This is a genomic window from Enterobacter cloacae complex sp. P47BA (genome assembly GCF_014930485.1).
GTDB classification, from domain to species: Bacteria; Pseudomonadota; Gammaproteobacteria; order Enterobacterales; family Enterobacteriaceae; genus Enterobacter; species Enterobacter bugandensis.
The window spans coordinates 273,836-290,604 of record NZ_JADBRF010000001.1 but is presented as its reverse complement, the minus strand read 5'-3'; the positions used below and the strand labels follow the sequence as shown (position 1 = coordinate 290,604).

Genomic DNA, 16,769 nt, shown 5'->3' with positions numbered 1-16,769 from the left:
GCGGCTTCGCCTTACCCGGCCACTATTTTTTACGCCGCTTTGGGGGATTCGTTCCACGCCTTCACGCTCATTCCCCGCAAAATCATCAGCCAGGCAACGACGATGGCAACCATCATGATTGCAAACAGCGACCAGTGCGGCAGGTTGGTCAGGATAATGCCGGTGATCATCGGGTTTGCCGCCGCGCCGAGCCAGCCCAGCGCCTGCGCGGAAAAATAGCTCGCCTTCATCCCCGGCGGGGCGATGTTGTCGATCAGCATGTATTCACCCGGTGCGTAGATAATCTCACCCAGCGTAAAGATGGCGGCGGCGATGCCCCAGTAAATCAGGTTCTCCCCGGAGAGCATAAAGCCTCCCAGCCCCAGGATAAAAAACAGCGTTGCGGCGGTCATTAAAGGCCGAATATTGCTGGCGGAGATCTTCCGCCCCAGCGCGTACTGCAGCGTCACCACCACGGCGGCGTTAACGGGCAGCACCACGGCGACCACCTTCTGGGCAAAATCGCTGTCGGCATTGGCGGCCAGTACGTATTGCGAAATGCAGCTGGCGAACGATCCGCCCACGTAAGACGCGAGCAGGCCGGAGAGGGTGAACCAGAACAGGGCGCGATCTTTCAGCAGCACCGACGGCTGCCAGGGCATCTTCTCCTCGGCGGTATCCAGCGCGACGCTTTTTTGCACGAAGAAATGAATAAACCCGAGCGGCAGCGCGGCGCAGAAGGCCGCCAGCCAGAACGGCAGCTGCAGGCTGTACAACACCAGCAGGGTGCCAATCGGCGGCCCAATCGTCCAGCCAATGTTCAGAAAGCTGTAGTTGAGCGAGAAGACGCGCGCTTTCTGGCTGGAGGTCAGCACGTCCGAGAACCAGGCTTTCAACACCGTCGAAAAGACTGAATAGGCGCAGTTAATCAGGGAAAAGAACAGCACTACCAGGGTGACGTTATCCACCAGCGGAATCGCGACAAAACCGGCGATAAAAGCCACGATCGCGATCAGCATGTAGCGTTTTTTATCAAACTTATCGGCCAGAATACCAAATCCCAGGCTGAACACCACGCCAACGGTCAGCGCAATCGTCAGGGCATAACCAATATTCTCGACGCTCATATTAAACACGCGCGTGAGATAAATGGTCATGAACGGCAGCGTTGCCCCCCGACCGATGGTTAATAACAATGACGATGCCAGCAGCGCTGCGGTTGAGCGCCTGAGAGATGGTTTCATATTCCTTCCCGACGGTTGCTTATGCTTTTTTTAGACGAGTGTTAACAGGATTACCATGACATAAGGGGCTTGTATAGCACCCGATTTATCCCTAAGTGCTTCAGCTGCCTGCCAGAAATAATGATCTTCTCGCGGCACACTTTTTTCTGTTACCTTGAAGTGTTAACAAATTATTAATAATTCAGGGGCAGGGTATGACGCGTAAAGACGGACTGCTGGCGTTGCTGGTGGTCGTGGTATGGGGGCTCAATTTTGTGGTCATCAAGCTGGGATTGCACAACATGCCCCCGCTGATGCTGGCCGGTTTGCGTTTTATGCTGGTGGCGTTCCCGGCGCTCTTTTTCGTCGCCCGTCCGAAAATCCCGTTAAAACTGCTGCTGGGCTACGGTCTGACTATCAGCTTTGGCCAGTTCGCGTTTCTCTTCTGCGCCATCAAGTTCGGCATGCCGGCCGGTCTGGCCTCGCTGGTGTTACAGGCGCAGGCGTTCTTTACCATTATTCTCGGCGCATTTGTGTTTGGCGAACGCCTGCAGGGCAAGCAGCTGGCGGGGATCACCCTGGCGGTATTTGGCGTGCTGGTGCTGATTGAAGCCAGCCTGAACGGTCAGGATGTGGCGCTGCTCGGGTTTATGCTCACGCTGGCGGCGGGGCTGAGCTGGGCGTGCGGCAATATTTTCAACAAGCTGATTATGCAGCACGTGGCGAGGCCTCAGGTGATGTCCCTGGTGGTCTGGAGCGCATTGATTCCGATAATCCCGTTTCTGGTGGCGTCGTTTATTCTGGATGGCCCGGAGGTGATGCTGAACAGCCTGGTCGAGATCGATCTGACCACGATCCTTTCTCTTATCTATCTGGCGTTTGTCGCCACCATCGTGGGCTACGGGATCTGGGGTTCGCTGCTGGGACGCTATGAGACCTGGCGCGTCGCGCCGCTGTCTTTGCTGGTTCCGGTAGTGGGGCTTGCCAGTGCGGCGATACTGCTGGATGAAACGCTGAGCGCGCTGCAGCTGCTCGGTGCCGTGCTGATTATGGCCGGGCTGTACATCAACGTGTTTGGCCTGCGGGTTCGCCGGGCGGCGCGGGTAAGGGGATAGGGCATAAAAAAGCCCCGCGGCTGCGGGGCAAAAACGAATCAGAGGCCGTGCTGATTATAATAAGGCACGCCTAATTCGTCGGATTTGTCGCTACCAGCACCCATGTGGTTGAAATCATAAGGCGACTGGTCATGTGCTGACGGCAAAATCATCGTGTCATGATTATTTTGCTGCGTTGCACCTGGGGTTTGCTCCGCGAAGGTCTGGCTGGAAAACAGCACCAGCAAGGCGAGGGCGGCGGAGGCGGTAACTTTCATTTTTTCCTCGGTTACGTCTTTTACAGGCGATGATTAACTACAGTGTTTTAACGGATACAGGTAACGGGATTCACCCGGCACGCTGGTGATTCGGTACTTATGAGGCGGCACGTCAAAATAGTTCTTGAACGTACGCGTGAGGGTTTGCTGTGATTCAAATCCGTAACGCTCCGCCAGATAAAGGATCGGTTCATTGCTTTCTTTCAGTTTCTGGGCAATTTCCGTCAGCTTGCGGCTGCGAATATATTGACCTAATGAATGACCGGTCTCTTTTTTGAACATCCGTTGCAGGTGCCATTTGGAGTAACCTGAACGCTCAGACACTTTTTCAAGGGAGAGCGGCGATTCCAGGTTATCTTCGATCCAGTCCAAAATGCTATGAATAGTGATAGCGTCAGTATTGCGTCTGGACATCGTCATACCTCTTTTTCTGTTTACGGCAGTATTTTCTTCAGCAAAAGCTCAAGGGTAGCCACTTCATCTGCCGTTAAGTTTTTTGTTAGTTCCTGATGCAGTGTTTGTCCTACTAATTGATGACATTGCTCGCACATAGCCGCACCATCGCTGGTGAGCCTGACCAGTACGCCGCGTTTGTCATTCGGGTTAGGGCTTCGTTCTACCCATCCTTTGCAGACGAGACGATCGAGCATGCGAGTTAACGCACCCAGATCGACAGAGAGCACCTTTTTCAGCTCAACCGGCGTGATACACACTTCGCAGCGAATGGAACACAGCACTTTGAACTGTGTTGCGGTGATATCCAGCGGTGACAGGTAGTCATTGAGCAGGCGATCTTTTTTCTGGTTAACCATATGAATAAGACGACCCAGCGGAACAACGTCGTTAAAGATATCACTGGTGCTTTTCACAATGGTTGCCCTGGCAAGTAGTTTAATCACGGCAGATATTATTGCTCAGGCAAGTATAAGTCAACTGAATGAATCAGCCGATGCCACGAATTGCTAAAACGTTTCATGAACGATTTTTGCAACCTTTCAAATCAGGAAGATAACAAACGGGTATCGTTCCCAAAGGAAAACTATCGTTACGTTGCGCCGATGGCTGAACGTCACACTTTCACCCTATAATTGCGATGTTAAATATGGATAAGGACAACGACGCACTATGTTGGATTTGATTAAAGCAATTGGTCTCGGGCTGGTGGTACTGCTGCCGTTAGCTAACCCGTTAACGACGGTGGCGCTGTTCCTGGGGCTGGCAGGGAATATGAACAGCGCCGAGCGCAACCATCAGTCGATGATGGCTTCGGTGTATGTGTTTGCCATTATGATGGTGGCCTACTACGCCGGACAGCTGGTGATGAACACCTTCGGGATTTCAATTCCCGGGCTGCGTATTGCGGGCGGGCTGATTGTGGCCTTCATCGGCTTCCGCATGCTGTTCCCGGCGCAGAAAGCGCACGAGTCTCCGGAGGCAACCAGCAAATCTGAAGAGCTGGAGTCCGAACCGAGCGCGAATATTGCTTTTGTACCGCTGGCCATGCCGAGTACGGCCGGGCCGGGTACCATCGCGATGATCATCAGTTCTGCATCGACGGTGCGCGACAGCTCTACCTTCCCGGACTGGGTACTGACCGTTGCGCCACCGCTAATTTTTGCGCTTATTGGGGTTATCGTGTGGGCGTCTCTGCGCAGTTCCGGTGCGATCATGCGCTGGGTGGGCAAGGGCGGTATCGAGGCGATTTCCCGTCTGATGGGCTTCTTACTGGTCTGTATGGGCGTGCAGTTTATTATTAACGGCGTGCTGGAGATTATTAAGACTTACCACTGATGTCATTGCCGGGCGGCGGCTACGCCTTGCCCGGCACAAGCGCACCTCACCCGTGTTGCCCCTGTTCCTCCAGCGCCACCGGCCACTTGCGGAAGATGAGTACCGACCAGACGAGCGCGACGAGCGCCGGAATCGCCCCCAGATAGCCAATCGCCGACATCGATACGTGCAGGCTAATCTGATTGCCCACCAGCGCCCCCGCGCCAATCCCCAGATTGAATATCCCCGAGAACAGCGACATCGCCACGTCCGTGGCATCCGGTGCCAGGGCCAGGACTTTCACCTGCATGCCAAGACCAATAATCATGATCGCCACGCCCCAGAACAGGCTCAGGATCGCCAGCTGGCTTTCGCTGCCTGACGCAGGCAGCAGCAGCACCAGGCACGCCAGCAGCAGGCCGATGGCGCTGCTCACCAGCAAGGAGGCATGCTGGTTACCCAGTTTACCAAACAGCACGCTGCCAATAATGCCCGCGCCGCCGAGAATGAGTAGTAAGAGGGTGGCAAAGTTTGCGCTAAAACCCGCGACCACCTGCACAAACGGTTCAATGTAGCTGTACGCCGTGTAGTGCGCGGTGACCACGATAACGGTAAGCAGGTAGATACTCAGCAGCGCCGGGCGACGCATCAGCAGCGGCAGGCTTTTCAGCGAGCCGGAGTGTTCGCTTGGCAGCGCGGGCAGCAGCTTAATCAGACACACCAGCGTCACCAGCGCGCCCATGCCGATGGCAAAGAAGGTGGTACGCCAGCCGAAGTACTGTCCCACGATGCGGCCAATGGGCAGCCCCAGCACCATCGCCAGCGCGGTGCCGGTGGCAATCAGGCTCAACGCCTGGGCGCGTTTACCCGCCGGCGCGAGCCGAATAGCCAGCGACGCGGTGATCGACCAGAATACCGCGTGGGCAAAGGCAATGCCGATGCGGCTAATGACCAGCACCGTAAAATTCCATGCCATAAACGACAGGATATGGCTGGCAATGAACAGGGCAAACAGGCCGATCAACAGCCTGCGCCGCTCCATCTGGCTGGTCAGCAACATAAACGGCAAAGACATCAGCGCCACCACCCAGGCGTAGATAGTTAACATAATCCCCACCTGCGCCGTTTCCATCTGGAAGCTTTCTGCTATGTCAGACAACAGCCCAACCGGAACAAATTCTGTGGTGTTAAAAATAAATGCGGCAATGGCCAGCGTGACCACGCGTAGCCACGCGACCCTGCGGGAAACTGTGTTCGTTGTCATAGGGATGTCGGAGATTCGTTGCTGGAAAGATGAGAAGGCGATCTTAAAACGCCATACGGCGAAAACTCAACCATTATGTGACGCAGATCTCAATATTTACCTTATGAAAGCGGTAGCCGGGGGCGTTGTTTTCATTGAATATAAAAGTACAACACAGCACAGACAGGCGGTAAGACAATGCAGGAGATTGATTTTTATCTGGTAGATGCATTCAGCAATACTTCGTTCGGCGGCAATCCGGCAGCGGTTTGCCCGCTGAACGAATGGCTGCCGGATGAAACGTTACTGAAAATGGCGCAGCAGCATAATCAGTCGGAAACCGCATTTTTCGTCTGCACTAAGGGCGGCATTGAGCTACGCTGGTTTACCACGCTCACTGAAGTCAATCTCTGCGGTCACGCCACCCTGGCTGCCGCGTACGTTCTGTTTAATGAACTCGATTACCCCGACTCGCGGATCCACTTTGATACCGCCTCTGGCCGACTGACGGTCAGCCGGGAGGGAGAGTGGATGACGCTGGACTTCCCGGCGTGTCCGACCCGAGAAGAGACGCCGCCGCCGGAGATGCTCGCGGCGCTCGGTATCCGCCATTACGTTGAAGCCCGTAAAGGCCGCGCCTGGGTGATTGTGCTGGAAAATCCCCGGCAGGTTGAAGCGCTTGCGCCGCGCTTTTCGGCGATGACGCCGGGCGAGCATAAAGTGAGCGTGACGGCACCGGGTGAAGGGGAATATGACTTTGTCAGCCGCTTCTTCTCACCGGGCGTTGCCGTTCCGGAAGATCCTGTGACTGGATCCGCGCACACGATGCTGATCCCCTACTGGAGCGAAAAGCTGGGGAAAACGGCAATGTTTGCCCGTCAGGTTTCGGCGCGCGGCGGGGATGTGCGCTGCGAGCTGAAAGGGGAGCGCGTATTGATGAGCGGTCAGGCGTCGTGCTACCTGAAAGGCACTGTGTATCTGCGCTAAAACTGATAACAAAAGAGGAAGAGACAATGCGGGAAATTGATTTTTATCTGGTGGATGCCTTCAGCGACAAAACCTTTGGTGGCAACGCGGCAGCGGTATGTCCTCTGGAAGAGTGGCTGCCGGACGAGACGCTTCTCAAAATGGCACAGCAGCATAATCAGTCGGAAACCGCGTTTTTTGTGCGAACCGACGGCGGATTTGAACTGCGCTGGTTCACCACGCTGCATGAAATTAACCTCTGCGGCCATGCGACCCTCGCGGCATCACACGTCATTTTTGAGTATCTGGACTATCCGCATACGGAAATCCACTTTACCACGCGCTTCGTGGGGGAGCTGACGGTCAAACGCAGCGGCGACTGGCTGACGCTGAATTTCCCCGCATGGTCCACGGAGGTCGTCGATAACCCACCGCCTGCACTGTTTAGCGCGCTGGGCATCCCGGCGGCAAAAGAGGTGCGCGTCGGGCGAGACTACTGCGTGGTGCTGGAGAGCCAGCAGCAGGTGGAGGCATTAATGCCGGATATTGGCGCGATGGTTCCGCTGGGCAAAATGGTCTGCGTAACCGCGCCGGGCGAAGGGGAATATGACTTCGTCAGCCGCTTTTTTTGCCCGGGCGAAGGGGTACCGGAGGATCCGGTTACCGGGTCCACGCACAGCATGCTGATCCCTTACTGGAGTGAAAGGCTGGGTAAGACGTCGCTCAACGCCCGCCAGGTGTCGTACCGCGGCGGGGATCTTCGCTGCGAGCTGAAGGGCGACCGCGTACTCATTGCTGGTCAGGCCACCCTGTACCTGAAAGGGCGGATCTTTTTACGCTAGCGGCTGCGCGATAAGTTAATACTATGAAGCAGCCTGGCAGGCCTGCGCTATGTTGACATTGAGTTTCACAAATAAAGCAAGGAGCCTGCCATGTATTCCATTACCTCTGAATCTGCACGTCACCCGGACATTCTTATGCTGATTGCGGCCCTCGACCGTTATCAGAGCGAACTCTATCCCGCCGAAAGCAACCATCTGCTCGATCTTTCAGAACTGCCCGCGACATCTCTTATACTGATGATCGTCCGCGACCCGCAGCTTCAGGCCGTTGGCTGTGGAGCTATCGTGCTCAACGGCGACGGAACGGGGGAGATGAAGCGGGTTTATATCGATCCGGCCCATCGCGGGCAACATCTGGCTGAGAAGCTGCTGGCCGCGCTGGAAGATGAGGCCCTGAGCCGTCACTGCCATACCGTACGGCTGGAAACGGGCATCAAACAGCATGCCGCGATTCGTCTTTATGAACGAAGCGGCTACGATCGGCGTCTGGCGTTTGCCCCGTATGTGGACGATCCGCTCAGCCTGTTTATGGAGAAGGCGCTGGTTGAAGACGTTCGTTTAGCAGCGCTATAAACGCTTCCAGCTGGCGGGTCATCGCCCCGCGTCGCCACACCAGCCAGGTAGTGAGCCAGCGCCAGTTTTCCGCCAGCGGCCAGGCTTCAACCTGATGGTGGCCCGGCATACTTTCCAGCATTGTGCGCGGCATCAGCGCGATGCCCGCGCCCGCGATGACGCAGGCGAGCATGCCGTGATAGGACTCCATCTCATGAATGCGTCCCGGCGCGGCTCTGTCTGCATGAAACCAGCTCTCCAGGTGTCGGCGATACGAGCAGTTTGCGCGAAAGGCATAAACATCGCTGCCGCTCACCTGCGCAGCGCGCGTTACCTCCGTCTGCCCGGCAGGGGTGACCAGCATCATCTCTTCCCGATAGACCGGCATCCCCTCCAGCTCCGGGTGCGACAGCGGCCCGTCGACAAAGGCGGCGCTCAGGGTTCCCTCCAGTACGCCATCAATCATCGTCCCGGACGGCCCGGTAGAAAGGGCAAACTGGATGCGCGGATAGCGCTGGTTAAACTGCGCCAGCGTCTCAGGGATGCGCACGGCGGCGGTGCTCTCCAGCGCCCCGAGGGCAAACAGCCCCTGCGGCTCATCGCCCGCGACGACCATGCGCGCTTCATCCACCAGCGCCAGGATCTGCCTGCTGTAGCGCAGGAAGTTATGTCCGGCGGGAGATAAGCGCAAGCGCTGGTTCTCACGGATAAACAGCTCCACGCCAAGATCGGCCTCCAGCTGGCGGATGCGGGTCGTCAGATTCGAAGGAACGCGATGCACCTTCTGCGCCGCCTGGGTGATGCTGCCCGTCAGCGCGACGGCGTTGAACATTTCAAGCTGGGTTAAGTCCATAGCATTCTCGTTTCGTGAATAAGGTGGTCAGTATTATTCATTTTTAAGAAATAGCAGAGTGAGCCACACTTAATCAACCGAAATGCGTGGAGAACATCATGAAATATTCATCTGCTACACATGCTCTGTCCGTTAACCCTGCAACGGGTGAAACGCTCGCCTCGTATCCGTGGGCGACGCAGGGAGAGGTTGAACGTGCCATCGCGCTGGCTGATGCGGGCTTTCGTCACTGGCGGTGCGAAAGCGTAGCCCACCGGGCGCAGAAGCTGCGAGATCTCGGCACCGCGCTGCGCGGTCGCGCGGAAGAGATGGCCCGGATGATGTCCCGCGAGATGGGAAAACCCATTCAGCAGGCGCGGGCGGAAGTGGCGAAATCAGCGGGCCTTTGCGACTGGTATGCCGAACATGGCCCGGCGATGCTGAATGCTGAACCCACGCAGGTCGAGAATGACAACGCTGTCATCGAGTATCGTCCGCTGGGGCCAATTCTGGCGGTGATGCCGTGGAACTTCCCGCTCTGGCAGGTGCTGCGCGGCGCGGTGCCGATCCTGCTGGCAGGTAACAGCTATCTGCTCAAACACGCGCCCAACGTGCTTGGCTCGGCGGAACTTATCGCGCAGATTTTTGCGGACGCCGGCTTCCCTGAAGGGGTATTCGGCTGGGTGAACGCCACCAATGACGGCGTAAGCCAGGCGATTAACGATCGTCGCATTGCGGCGGTAACCGTCACCGGCAGCGTGCGCGCCGGGGCAGCCATTGGCGCGCAGGCGGGGGCGGCGCTGAAAAAATGCGTTCTTGAGCTGGGGGGGTCTGACCCGTTCATCGTTCTCAACGATGCCGACCTGGATCTTGCCGTGAAGGCGGCGGTAGCAGGGCGCTACCAGAATACCGGGCAGGTGTGCGCGGCGGCCAAACGGTTCATTGTGGAAGAGGGTATTGCAGACACCTTTACCCGACGCTTCGTTGACGCCGTCGCCGCGTTAAAGATGGGCTCGCCGGATGAAGAAGAGAACTACCTTGGCCCGATGGCGCGCTATGATCTGCGCGATGAACTGCATCAGCAGGTGCAGGCGAGCCTGGCAGAAGGGGCAACGCTGCTGCTGGGGGGAGAGAAAATCAGCGCTGAGGGGAATTATTACGCGCCAACCGTGCTGGCGAACGTTACCCCGTCGATGACGGCCTTCCGCCAGGAGCTGTTTGGTCCGGTCGCGGCCATTACCGTTGCGAAAGACGCGGCGCACGCCCTGACGCTTGCCAATGACAGCGACTTTGGCCTGTCTGCCACGGTCTTCACCGCCGACGCAGCGCTTGCGGATAAATTCTCTCGCGAGCTGGAGTGCGGTGGGGTGTTTATCAACGGATACAGCGCCAGCGACGCGCGCGTGGCCTTTGGTGGCGTGAAGAAAAGTGGCTTTGGCCGCGAGCTTTCCCATTTTGGTTTGCACGAGTTCTGTAATGTGCAGACGGTGTGGAAGGATCGCGTGTAATTTATTCGGCCCTCATCACGAGGGCCGTTGTCATTTATCTGCAATGGTTCTGTCATTTTCGTTTCGTAGACTCGCACGCGTCTAACGTCTTGTTACTGAAGAAAATTATGAACCTAACGCAAATTTTTCGCCGTATTGCGCAGCGTCTTATCCCTCGCCAGTTTGGCCTGCTGACGGGTATCTTTTGTATTATTGGCCTTTTCTCCGCGCTGCAGCTCTCCTCATCCTTTCTGCTGAACGCCTCCCTGAAGGAAGCTCAGCGCAATGAACGACAAAACCTGCTGGCGTATCAGCAGCAGAGCAAGCTGGATCTGGCGCGCGTCTCCCTGCTGGCGGCGAGCGATCTGCTCAACCGCTCCGGCGTCTGGTTTATGCAGGATAAAGAAACCGGCTCGGAAGGAAGCTGGCACAGCCTGATGGACGACGCACAAAAGTCGCTGGCGGTTTCTCAGCAGGCATGGAAGGCCTGGCTGGCGCTCAGCCCGCCAAAAGATGAGGCGCTGATTAACAGTTACCAGCTTTTCTACGATGCCATTAAGGAGCAATCGGAAGCGCTTGTCAGAACCAACTCGATTGATGCCTTTTTTGCCGTGCCGGCACAGGCGTTTCAGACCGACTTTAACGACAACTACGCGCGCTATCAGCAGGCCAGCGAGAAGCAGGCCATGCAGGGGCGTCAGGCCTTAATGGCGCAGCTCTCCGGTCTGCAAACGTTGTTCCTGCTGGCGCCGGTTCTGCTGCTCGCCATCGCCGCAGCCGTCTGGTTCGGCATGTCCAGGTGGGTGATTACGCCGTTGCGTCGGCTTATTGCACATATTAACCGGCTGGCCGCTGGAGATCTCTCCGGCACGCCGCCAAACGTGATGCGCTTTAACCGGGAGACGGGGCAGCTTAGCGACAGCGTTGCCACCATGCAGCGCGGCTTGCAGCAGCTGGTGACGCAGGTCAGCCACGCCACAGCCACGATGGTGGAGAATATTGGCTCCCTCGCGGAGGGAAACCAGAAGCTGTACCAGCAGTCGGCGCGTCAGGCAAAGGAGCTGGAGGAGGTCACAGCGCATATCGCGGCGCTGGAAACCCACGTGGAAGGGAATACCGGCTATGCCCGGCTCGCCAGCTCGCGCGCGGATGAAGCGCGTCAGGCTGCCGTAGGAGGCGACCAGATGATGTCGACCGTGAATGCCTCCATGCAGGCGATCGTCGAGCGATCGTCAGAGATGCGCGGGATCGTGGCGATGATCGACAGCGTGGCGTTTCAGACTAACATTCTGGCGCTCAACGCCGCCATTGAGGCCGCCCATGCCGGAAACCAGGGGCGCGGGTTTGCCGTTGTCGCCCGTGAAGTCGGGCTCCTGGCGCGAAAGAGCAGCCACTCGACGCAGACCATTCAGGAGTTGATCAACCGCTCCGTGCAGGGCATTGAAGACGGCTCCCGCGCCGTGAATCTGATGGAAGAGAACCTGCAGCAGGTCACCGGTCTGGTGGGCAATTTAAGCAGTTTGCTGAATGAAATCTCGACCGCCACGCTCAGTCAGGGAGAAAGTATTCACCAGATGACGCGCCAGCTTCAGGCGCTGAATCAGGTCTCGCGCCAGACGGATCTGCTGGTTTCAGACGCCTCGGAGGCCTCTGAACGCCTGCAAAAGCAGTCCGATCTTTTATTGCAGGCCGTTTCGCGTTTTCGTCTTAGCGCCTGACGCAATACATTAGCCTCTGTTATACTCGCAGCCCGTTTTAGCCTGAGGGCAAGGAGCAAAGAGTGGCTGCGGTCATCCATAATGAGATGCTGGACGAGATTCTGGCGCAGGTTCGTCCGTTATTAGGAAAGGGGAAGGTGGCCGACTACATTCCGGCCCTTGCCTCGGTGAGCGGGAATAAGCTGGGCATCGCTATCTGTACTATAGACGGACAGCGATACCAGGCAGGCGATGCTACTGAACGCTTTTCTATCCAGTCTATTTCTAAAGTGCTGAGTCTGGTCGCGGCGATGCGCCAGTATGAGGAAGAAGAGATCTGGCAGCGCGTGGGAAAAGATCCGTCCGGTCAGCCCTTTAACTCACTGCTTCAGCTCGAAATCGAGCAGGGTAAACCGCGTAACCCCTTTATCAACGCCGGGGCGCTGGTGGTCTGCGATATGCTGCAAAGCCGCCTCAGCGCACCGCGTCAGCGAATGCTTGAGATTGTTCGTCAGCTTTCTGGCGTGGACGACATTGCCTATGATTCGGTGGTGGCGCGCTCGGAGTTTGAACACTCGGCCCGCAACGCGGCTATCGCCTGGCTGATGAAATCCTTCGGCAATTTCCACAATGACGTGGCGACCGTGCTGCAAAACTACTTCCATTACTGCGCCCTGAAGATGAACTGCGTTGAGCTGGCTCAGACGTTTCTGTTCCTTGCGCACCAGGGGCACGCGCCGCATCTCGATCAGGAGGTGGTTTCCCCGCTTCAGGCGCGTCAGGTTAACGCCCTGATGGCTACCAGCGGCATGTATCAGAACGCCGGGGAGTTTGCCTGGCGGGTTGGCCTTCCGGCCAAATCGGGCGTTGGCGGCGGGGTGGTGGCGATAGTGCCGCATGAAATGGCGATTGCCGTCTGGAGCCCGGAGCTGGATGAAACGGGAAATTCACTTGCCGGCGTGGCGGTTCTGGAGAAGCTGACCCAGCGCCTGGGACGTTCTGTATACTGATGCCTGACCTGGATCCCCTCTTTTCCCGCCTGGCGCGATCGACGTTTCGCTCGCGCTTCCGCTTAGGCAATAAGGAACGACAGTACTGCTGGGACAAAGGCCCCGAAACCATTGACCAGCATACCGCCGATTTTGTCGCTAAACGCCTTGCACCCGCGCAACCCGCAAACGACGGCAAGCAGACGCCCATGCGTGGCCACCCGGTGTTTATCGCCCAGCATGCCACCGCGACCTGCTGCCGGGGCTGTCTGGCAAAATGGCATAACATTCCCCAGGGGGTGCAGCTGAGCGCGCAGCAGCAACATTATATCGTCAGCGTGATCCACCGCTGGCTGGTGATACAGATGAACGCCCAAAAATGATATTTAATGCGTTCTGCGCTTACCGCCTGCTGCCTCATACCCGGCTGGCGGACGAGCAAATCGTCATAACGCATTGACGTGAAATGGATAGCGGCTTAACAGGACGTCGAACGCTGACAATGTCTCGGTTTAAGCTACGCTTTGAGTAACGCTTTACGTCAGGAGACATTATGAAAGCACCTGCAACACCTGAAAATGAAATTGACAGACTTAACGCGCTGCGCGAATCGGGTCTGCTTGAGATTGACAGTTCCCCGGCGTTTGACCGCTTAACGCGTCTGGCAAAACGCTTTTTCCAGGTACCGCTGGCCATGGTCAACCTTATTGATGAGCATACGCTGATCGTAAAGTCGGCGGATGGGCAGGCCCCCGATTCCGTTCCGCGCAACATCTCTTTTTGTGGTCATACCATCCTCACCGAAGCACCGCTGATCGTCGGGGATATGCTTCAGGACGATCGTTTTGCGGATAACCCGCTGGTGGCCGGCGAACCTCGCGTGCGGTTTTACGCAGGCTTTCCGCTGCGCTTACGCAACGGCGCAAGCGTTGGCTCGCTTTGCCTGATTGACTACGCACCGCGGGAGTTCTCAGCGACCGATCTCGCCGTGCTGGGGGATTTGGGCGCGCTGGCTGAAGATGAGTTTGCGGCAATCAGCGCGGCGACCACGGATGAATTGACCGGATTATTCAACCGACGGGGCTTTAACCAGCTCGTGCGGTTCACGCTCTCCATCGCCCGACGCCGGGCGGAGCCGTTAACGCTCGGCTGGCTGGATCTGGATCGTTTCAAGGAGATTAACGATCGCTACGGGCATGAAGAGGGGGATAAGGCGTTAAAGACCATGGCGCAGCTGATGCGCGCCTCTTTCCGCGAAGCGGATATGCTGGTGCGTTTTGGTGGCGATGAGTTTGCCGTGCTGTTTGCTGATACGGATGAGAAGGGCGCGTGGATTGCCATGCAGTATCTCGCCGAGCAGGTCGAAAACTACAATGCACGCAAGCTACATCCATGGTCGCTTCTGTTCTCCTGGGGGCTGAGCGAATTCGATCATAACGGCAACGACCTGCAGCAGTGGCTTAAAGATGCCGATGAAAAAATGTATGCCATGAAGCAGCAGCGGCAGCGGGCCAGATGACATAACAAAAGCGTATGACCGTTCCGTTTGCGTTAATGAAATGTTAAATGCAAAGTGAGGGTATTCAACGTAAGGACAAAAAATGAATACCTCACTGCACATCAAAAACCTCACCCGCGACGACATTCGCACCCATCTTGATGCGCTGGCCGGGATCCTCGAAAACTGCGTAAACGGCGGCGCATCCGTCAGCTTTATGCTGCCCTTTAACCTGGAGAAGGCCCGTTCATTCTGGCTCGGCATAGCTGACAGCGTAGGGCGCAACGAGCGCGTGGTGCTGGCCAGTATTGATCCGCAGGAGGGCGTCATCGGCACGGTGCAACTGATTACCGACCAGCCGGAAAACCAGCCGCACCGTGCGGACGTGGCAAAGCTGCTGGTTCATGAAAAAGCGCGTCGAAAAGGGGCCGCAATGGCGCTGATGGAAGCGCTGGAAGCTGAGGCCCGGGCCAGAAACATTTCGGTTCTGGTGCTCGATACCTCCACCGGCAGCGGCGCCGAAACCTTCTACCAGCGTGCCGGCTGGCAAAAGGTCGGTGAGATCCCGCGCTACGCCCTGATGCCGGACGGCGCTATGACGGCCACGTCGGTGTTCTATAAATTCTTATAATTTTTTCACAACCACGCCGGGGATTGATCGAAACAGGGTTTCTGGTCGTAAAGTTTTGATAAGTTATCGTACCAATCTTATCAGGCTGTATGACTAATCATAAAAGGAACCCTCTTGTGAACACGCTCAACCGTCGTGATTTTCCCGGTGCGCAGTATCCCGAACGCATTATTCAGTTTGGCGAAGGCAATTTCCTGCGTGCGTTTGTCGACTGGCAAATTGACCTTTTGAATGAACATACCGATCTCAACGCCGGTGTGGTTATCGTTCGTCCTATTCAGAGCGACTTCCCGCCGTCGCTGAACACGCAGGATGGGTTGTACACCACCATCATTCGTGGCCTGAATGAGCAGGGCGAAGAGGTGAGCGAAGCCCGACTTATCCGCTCTGTTAACCGTGAAATCAGCGTCTATGACGATTACGACGCCTTTCTGAAACTGGCACACAGCCCGGATATGCGCTTTGTTTTCTCGAACACCACCGAAGCCGGAATCATCTATCACGCGGGGGATAAGTTCGACGATGCGCCAGCCGTCAGCTACCCGGCGAAGCTAACGCGCCTGCTGTTTGAGCGCTTTAGCCACTTTAACGGCGCGCCTGACAAGGGCTGGGTTATCATTCCGTGTGAACTGATTGACTACAACGGTGACGCATTGCGTGAACTTGTGTTGCGCTATGCCCAGGAGTGGGCGCTGCCTGCCACCTTTATCCAGTGGCTGAACGAGGCAAACCACTTCTGCTCAACGCTGGTTGACCGTATCGTGACCGGTTACCCGCGGGATGAAGTGGACACGCTTGAGGCCGAGCTGGGTTATCACGATGGGTTCCTGGACACGGCTGAACACTTTTATCTGTTTGTAATTCAGGGCCCAGGCTCGCTGGCTGGTGAACTGCGCCTGGATAAGTACCCGTTAAACGTGCTGATTGTCGACGACATCAAGCCCTATAAAGAGCGTAAAGTCGCCATCCTTAACGGTGCGCACACGGCGCTGGTACCGGTGGCCTATCAGGCCGGGCTGGATACGGTTGGCGAGGCGATGAATGATGAAGACGTGTGCGCTTTCGTCGAAAAAGCAATTTATGAAGAGATTATTCCGGTTCTCGATTTGCCCCGCAGCGAACTGGAGTCGTTCGCCAGCGCGGTAACAGGGCGTTTTCGAAATCCCTACATCAGACACCAGCTGCTTTCCATCGCGCTCAACGGCATGACCAAGTATCGCACGCGTATTCTTCCGCAGCTGCTGGCAGGGCAGAAGGCCTCAGGTCAACTGCCAGCGCGTCTGACGTTTGCGTTAGCGGCACTGATCGCATTTTATCGCGCGGAGCGTAACGGAGAGAACTATCCGGTGCAGGATGATGCGTTCTGGCTGGAACGTTATCAACAGCTATGGGCGCAGCATCGCGATAATCAGCTCGCTACCCGCGAACTGGTGCACGCCGTGCTGAGCGTAGAAGCGCACTGGGAGCAGGACCTGACGAATGTGGACGGTCTGGTTGAACAGGTGACGCGGGATCTTGATGCCATTCTGCTGAAGGGCATGCGCGCAGCGGTGAAGCCGCTTTGCTGATTACGTGACCCGGCTTCGGCCGGGTTTGAACAGGCATTATTTTAGTTACAACATACTATTTACCCTGTTTTTAATATCAAATGCAGCACCGTGCGGTTTTCATTCTTCAGGTGAGAGATT

General features: G+C 56.7%; 18 protein-coding genes. 12 read left to right on the top strand and 6 right to left on the bottom strand.

Going from position 1 to position 16,769, the window contains the following annotated elements:
- Positions 1–29: 29 nt before the first annotated feature.
- The gene (gene ydeE, locus IM299_RS01385; protein WP_048958199.1) at positions 30–1,223 is read right to left on the bottom strand and encodes an efflux MFS transporter YdeE; all 1,194 of its coding nucleotides are present in this window, start codon (positions 1,221–1,223) and stop codon (positions 30–32) included.
- A 194-nt stretch (positions 1,224–1,417) separates the two neighbouring features.
- Between ydeE and eamA the strand changes: the two genes are divergently transcribed.
- Positions 1,418–2,317: an O-acetylserine/cysteine exporter gene (gene eamA, locus IM299_RS01380; protein ID WP_193356894.1), complete on the top strand. Its 900-nt coding sequence runs from the start codon at positions 1,418–1,420 to the stop codon at positions 2,315–2,317.
- Positions 2,318–2,355: 38 nt separating this feature from the next.
- Here eamA and marB read toward each other — a convergent pair whose 3' ends face one another.
- Genes marB through marR form a run of 3 tightly spaced genes read right to left on the bottom strand, consistent with a single transcriptional unit; the run spans position 2,356 to position 3,443 of the window.
- Entirely contained in the window at positions 2,356–2,574 is a 219-nt protein-coding gene (marB, locus tag IM299_RS01375) for a multiple antibiotic resistance protein MarB (protein ID WP_028013138.1), read from the bottom strand.
- A gap of 33 nt (positions 2,575–2,607) precedes the next feature.
- Positions 2,608–2,988: an MDR efflux pump AcrAB transcriptional activator MarA gene (gene marA / locus IM299_RS01370; RefSeq protein WP_008502237.1), complete on the bottom strand. Its 381-nt coding sequence runs from the start codon at positions 2,986–2,988 to the stop codon at positions 2,608–2,610.
- Between the two features lie 20 nt (positions 2,989–3,008).
- Positions 3,009–3,443, bottom strand: coding sequence for a multiple antibiotic resistance transcriptional regulator MarR (marR, locus tag IM299_RS01365; RefSeq protein WP_028013139.1), 435 nt, complete (start codon positions 3,441–3,443; stop codon positions 3,009–3,011).
- Positions 3,444–3,699: 256 nt separating this feature from the next.
- On the opposite strand from marR, the gene IM299_RS01360 reads away from it, so the two are divergent.
- A complete protein-coding gene (locus tag IM299_RS01360) occupies positions 3,700–4,365 on the top strand; it encodes a MarC family NAAT transporter (protein WP_041909999.1) in 666 nt (221 codons plus the stop codon).
- A 46-nt stretch (positions 4,366–4,411) separates the two neighbouring features.
- Here the strand turns inward: IM299_RS01360 and IM299_RS01355 are convergent, their stop codons facing one another.
- Complete coding sequence (locus IM299_RS01355; RefSeq protein WP_048958200.1) at positions 4,412–5,608, bottom strand: sugar transporter; 1,197 nt, start codon at positions 5,606–5,608, stop codon at positions 4,412–4,414.
- Positions 5,609–5,785: 177 nt separating this feature from the next.
- Here IM299_RS01355 and IM299_RS01350 point away from each other — a divergent pair, with 177 nt between their 5' ends.
- The 3 genes from IM299_RS01350 (at position 5,786) to IM299_RS01340 (ending at position 7,968) form a co-directional block, all read left to right on the top strand.
- Entirely contained in the window at positions 5,786–6,574 is a 789-nt protein-coding gene (locus IM299_RS01350) for a PhzF family phenazine biosynthesis protein (protein WP_045260510.1), read from the top strand.
- A gap of 26 nt (positions 6,575–6,600) precedes the next feature.
- Positions 6,601–7,395 (top strand): PhzF family phenazine biosynthesis protein, encoded by a 795-nt coding sequence (locus IM299_RS01345; protein WP_045260511.1) that lies wholly within the window; start codon positions 6,601–6,603, stop codon positions 7,393–7,395.
- A 90-nt stretch (positions 7,396–7,485) separates the two neighbouring features.
- Positions 7,486–7,968: a GNAT family N-acetyltransferase gene (locus tag IM299_RS01340; protein ID WP_048958203.1), complete on the top strand. Its 483-nt coding sequence runs from the start codon at positions 7,486–7,488 to the stop codon at positions 7,966–7,968.
- On the opposite strand, the gene IM299_RS01335 is transcribed toward IM299_RS01340, so the two are convergent.
- The gene (locus tag IM299_RS01335) at positions 7,922–8,800 is read right to left on the bottom strand and encodes a LysR family transcriptional regulator (protein ID WP_163332330.1); all 879 of its coding nucleotides are present in this window, start codon (positions 8,798–8,800) and stop codon (positions 7,922–7,924) included. The genes IM299_RS01340 and IM299_RS01335 overlap by 47 nt on opposite strands.
- Positions 8,801–8,898: 98 nt before the next feature.
- On the opposite strand from IM299_RS01335, the gene sad reads away from it, so the two are divergent.
- From sad to IM299_RS01300, 7 genes are all read left to right on the top strand, one after another.
- Entirely contained in the window at positions 8,899–10,287 is a 1,389-nt protein-coding gene (gene sad / locus IM299_RS01330; protein ID WP_193356893.1) for a succinate-semialdehyde dehydrogenase, read from the top strand.
- 107 nt (positions 10,288–10,394) lie between these two features.
- Positions 10,395–11,984, top strand: coding sequence for a methyl-accepting chemotaxis protein (locus tag IM299_RS01325; protein ID WP_041909985.1), 1,590 nt, complete (start codon positions 10,395–10,397; stop codon positions 11,982–11,984).
- A gap of 62 nt (positions 11,985–12,046) precedes the next feature.
- The gene (gene glsB, locus IM299_RS01320) at positions 12,047–12,973 is read left to right on the top strand and encodes a glutaminase B (RefSeq protein ID WP_028013148.1); all 927 of its coding nucleotides are present in this window, start codon (positions 12,047–12,049) and stop codon (positions 12,971–12,973) included.
- Positions 12,973–13,335: a DUF4186 domain-containing protein gene (locus tag IM299_RS01315; protein WP_193356892.1), complete on the top strand. Its 363-nt coding sequence runs from the start codon at positions 12,973–12,975 to the stop codon at positions 13,333–13,335. Before glsB ends, IM299_RS01315 begins: the two co-directional genes overlap by 1 nt.
- Before the next feature lie 170 nt (positions 13,336–13,505).
- On the top strand, positions 13,506–14,471 hold the full coding sequence (locus IM299_RS01310) for a sensor domain-containing diguanylate cyclase (protein ID WP_028013150.1): 966 nt from the start codon (positions 13,506–13,508) through the stop codon (positions 14,469–14,471).
- 82 nt (positions 14,472–14,553) lie between these two features.
- Positions 14,554–15,081 (top strand): GNAT family N-acetyltransferase, encoded by a 528-nt coding sequence (locus IM299_RS01305; RefSeq protein ID WP_193356891.1) that lies wholly within the window; start codon positions 14,554–14,556, stop codon positions 15,079–15,081.
- 116 nt (positions 15,082–15,197) lie between these two features.
- On the top strand, positions 15,198–16,649 hold the full coding sequence (locus tag IM299_RS01300; RefSeq protein WP_193356890.1) for a tagaturonate reductase: 1,452 nt from the start codon (positions 15,198–15,200) through the stop codon (positions 16,647–16,649).
- Positions 16,650–16,769 lie beyond the last annotated feature (120 nt).

Bases quoted from the DNA above. Each gene is read 5' to 3' on its own strand.
- ydeE (WP_048958199.1), bottom strand. From the start codon at position 1,223: ATGAAACCATCTCTCAGGCGCTCAACCGCAGCGCTGCTGGCATCGTCA.
- eamA (WP_193356894.1), top strand. From the start codon at position 1,418: ATGACGCGTAAAGACGGACTGCTGGCGTTGCTGGTGGTCGTGGTATGG.
- marB (WP_028013138.1), bottom strand. From the start codon at position 2,574: ATGAAAGTTACCGCCTCCGCCGCCCTCGCCTTGCTGGTGCTGTTTTCC.
- marA (WP_008502237.1), bottom strand. From the start codon at position 2,988: ATGTCCAGACGCAATACTGACGCTATCACTATTCATAGCATTTTGGAC.
- IM299_RS01360 (WP_041909999.1), top strand. From the start codon at position 3,700: ATGTTGGATTTGATTAAAGCAATTGGTCTCGGGCTGGTGGTACTGCTG.
- IM299_RS01355 (WP_048958200.1), bottom strand. From the start codon at position 5,608: ATGACAACGAACACAGTTTCCCGCAGGGTCGCGTGGCTACGCGTGGTC.
- IM299_RS01350 (WP_045260510.1), top strand. From the start codon at position 5,786: ATGCAGGAGATTGATTTTTATCTGGTAGATGCATTCAGCAATACTTCG.
- IM299_RS01345 (WP_045260511.1), top strand. From the start codon at position 6,601: ATGCGGGAAATTGATTTTTATCTGGTGGATGCCTTCAGCGACAAAACC.
- IM299_RS01340 (WP_048958203.1), top strand. From the start codon at position 7,486: ATGTATTCCATTACCTCTGAATCTGCACGTCACCCGGACATTCTTATG.
- IM299_RS01335 (WP_163332330.1), bottom strand. From the start codon at position 8,800: ATGGACTTAACCCAGCTTGAAATGTTCAACGCCGTCGCGCTGACGGGC.
- sad (WP_193356893.1), top strand. From the start codon at position 8,899: ATGAAATATTCATCTGCTACACATGCTCTGTCCGTTAACCCTGCAACG.
- IM299_RS01325 (WP_041909985.1), top strand. From the start codon at position 10,395: ATGAACCTAACGCAAATTTTTCGCCGTATTGCGCAGCGTCTTATCCCT.
- IM299_RS01315 (WP_193356892.1), top strand. From the start codon at position 12,973: ATGCCTGACCTGGATCCCCTCTTTTCCCGCCTGGCGCGATCGACGTTT.
- IM299_RS01310 (WP_028013150.1), top strand. From the start codon at position 13,506: ATGAAAGCACCTGCAACACCTGAAAATGAAATTGACAGACTTAACGCG.
- IM299_RS01305 (WP_193356891.1), top strand. From the start codon at position 14,554: ATGAATACCTCACTGCACATCAAAAACCTCACCCGCGACGACATTCGC.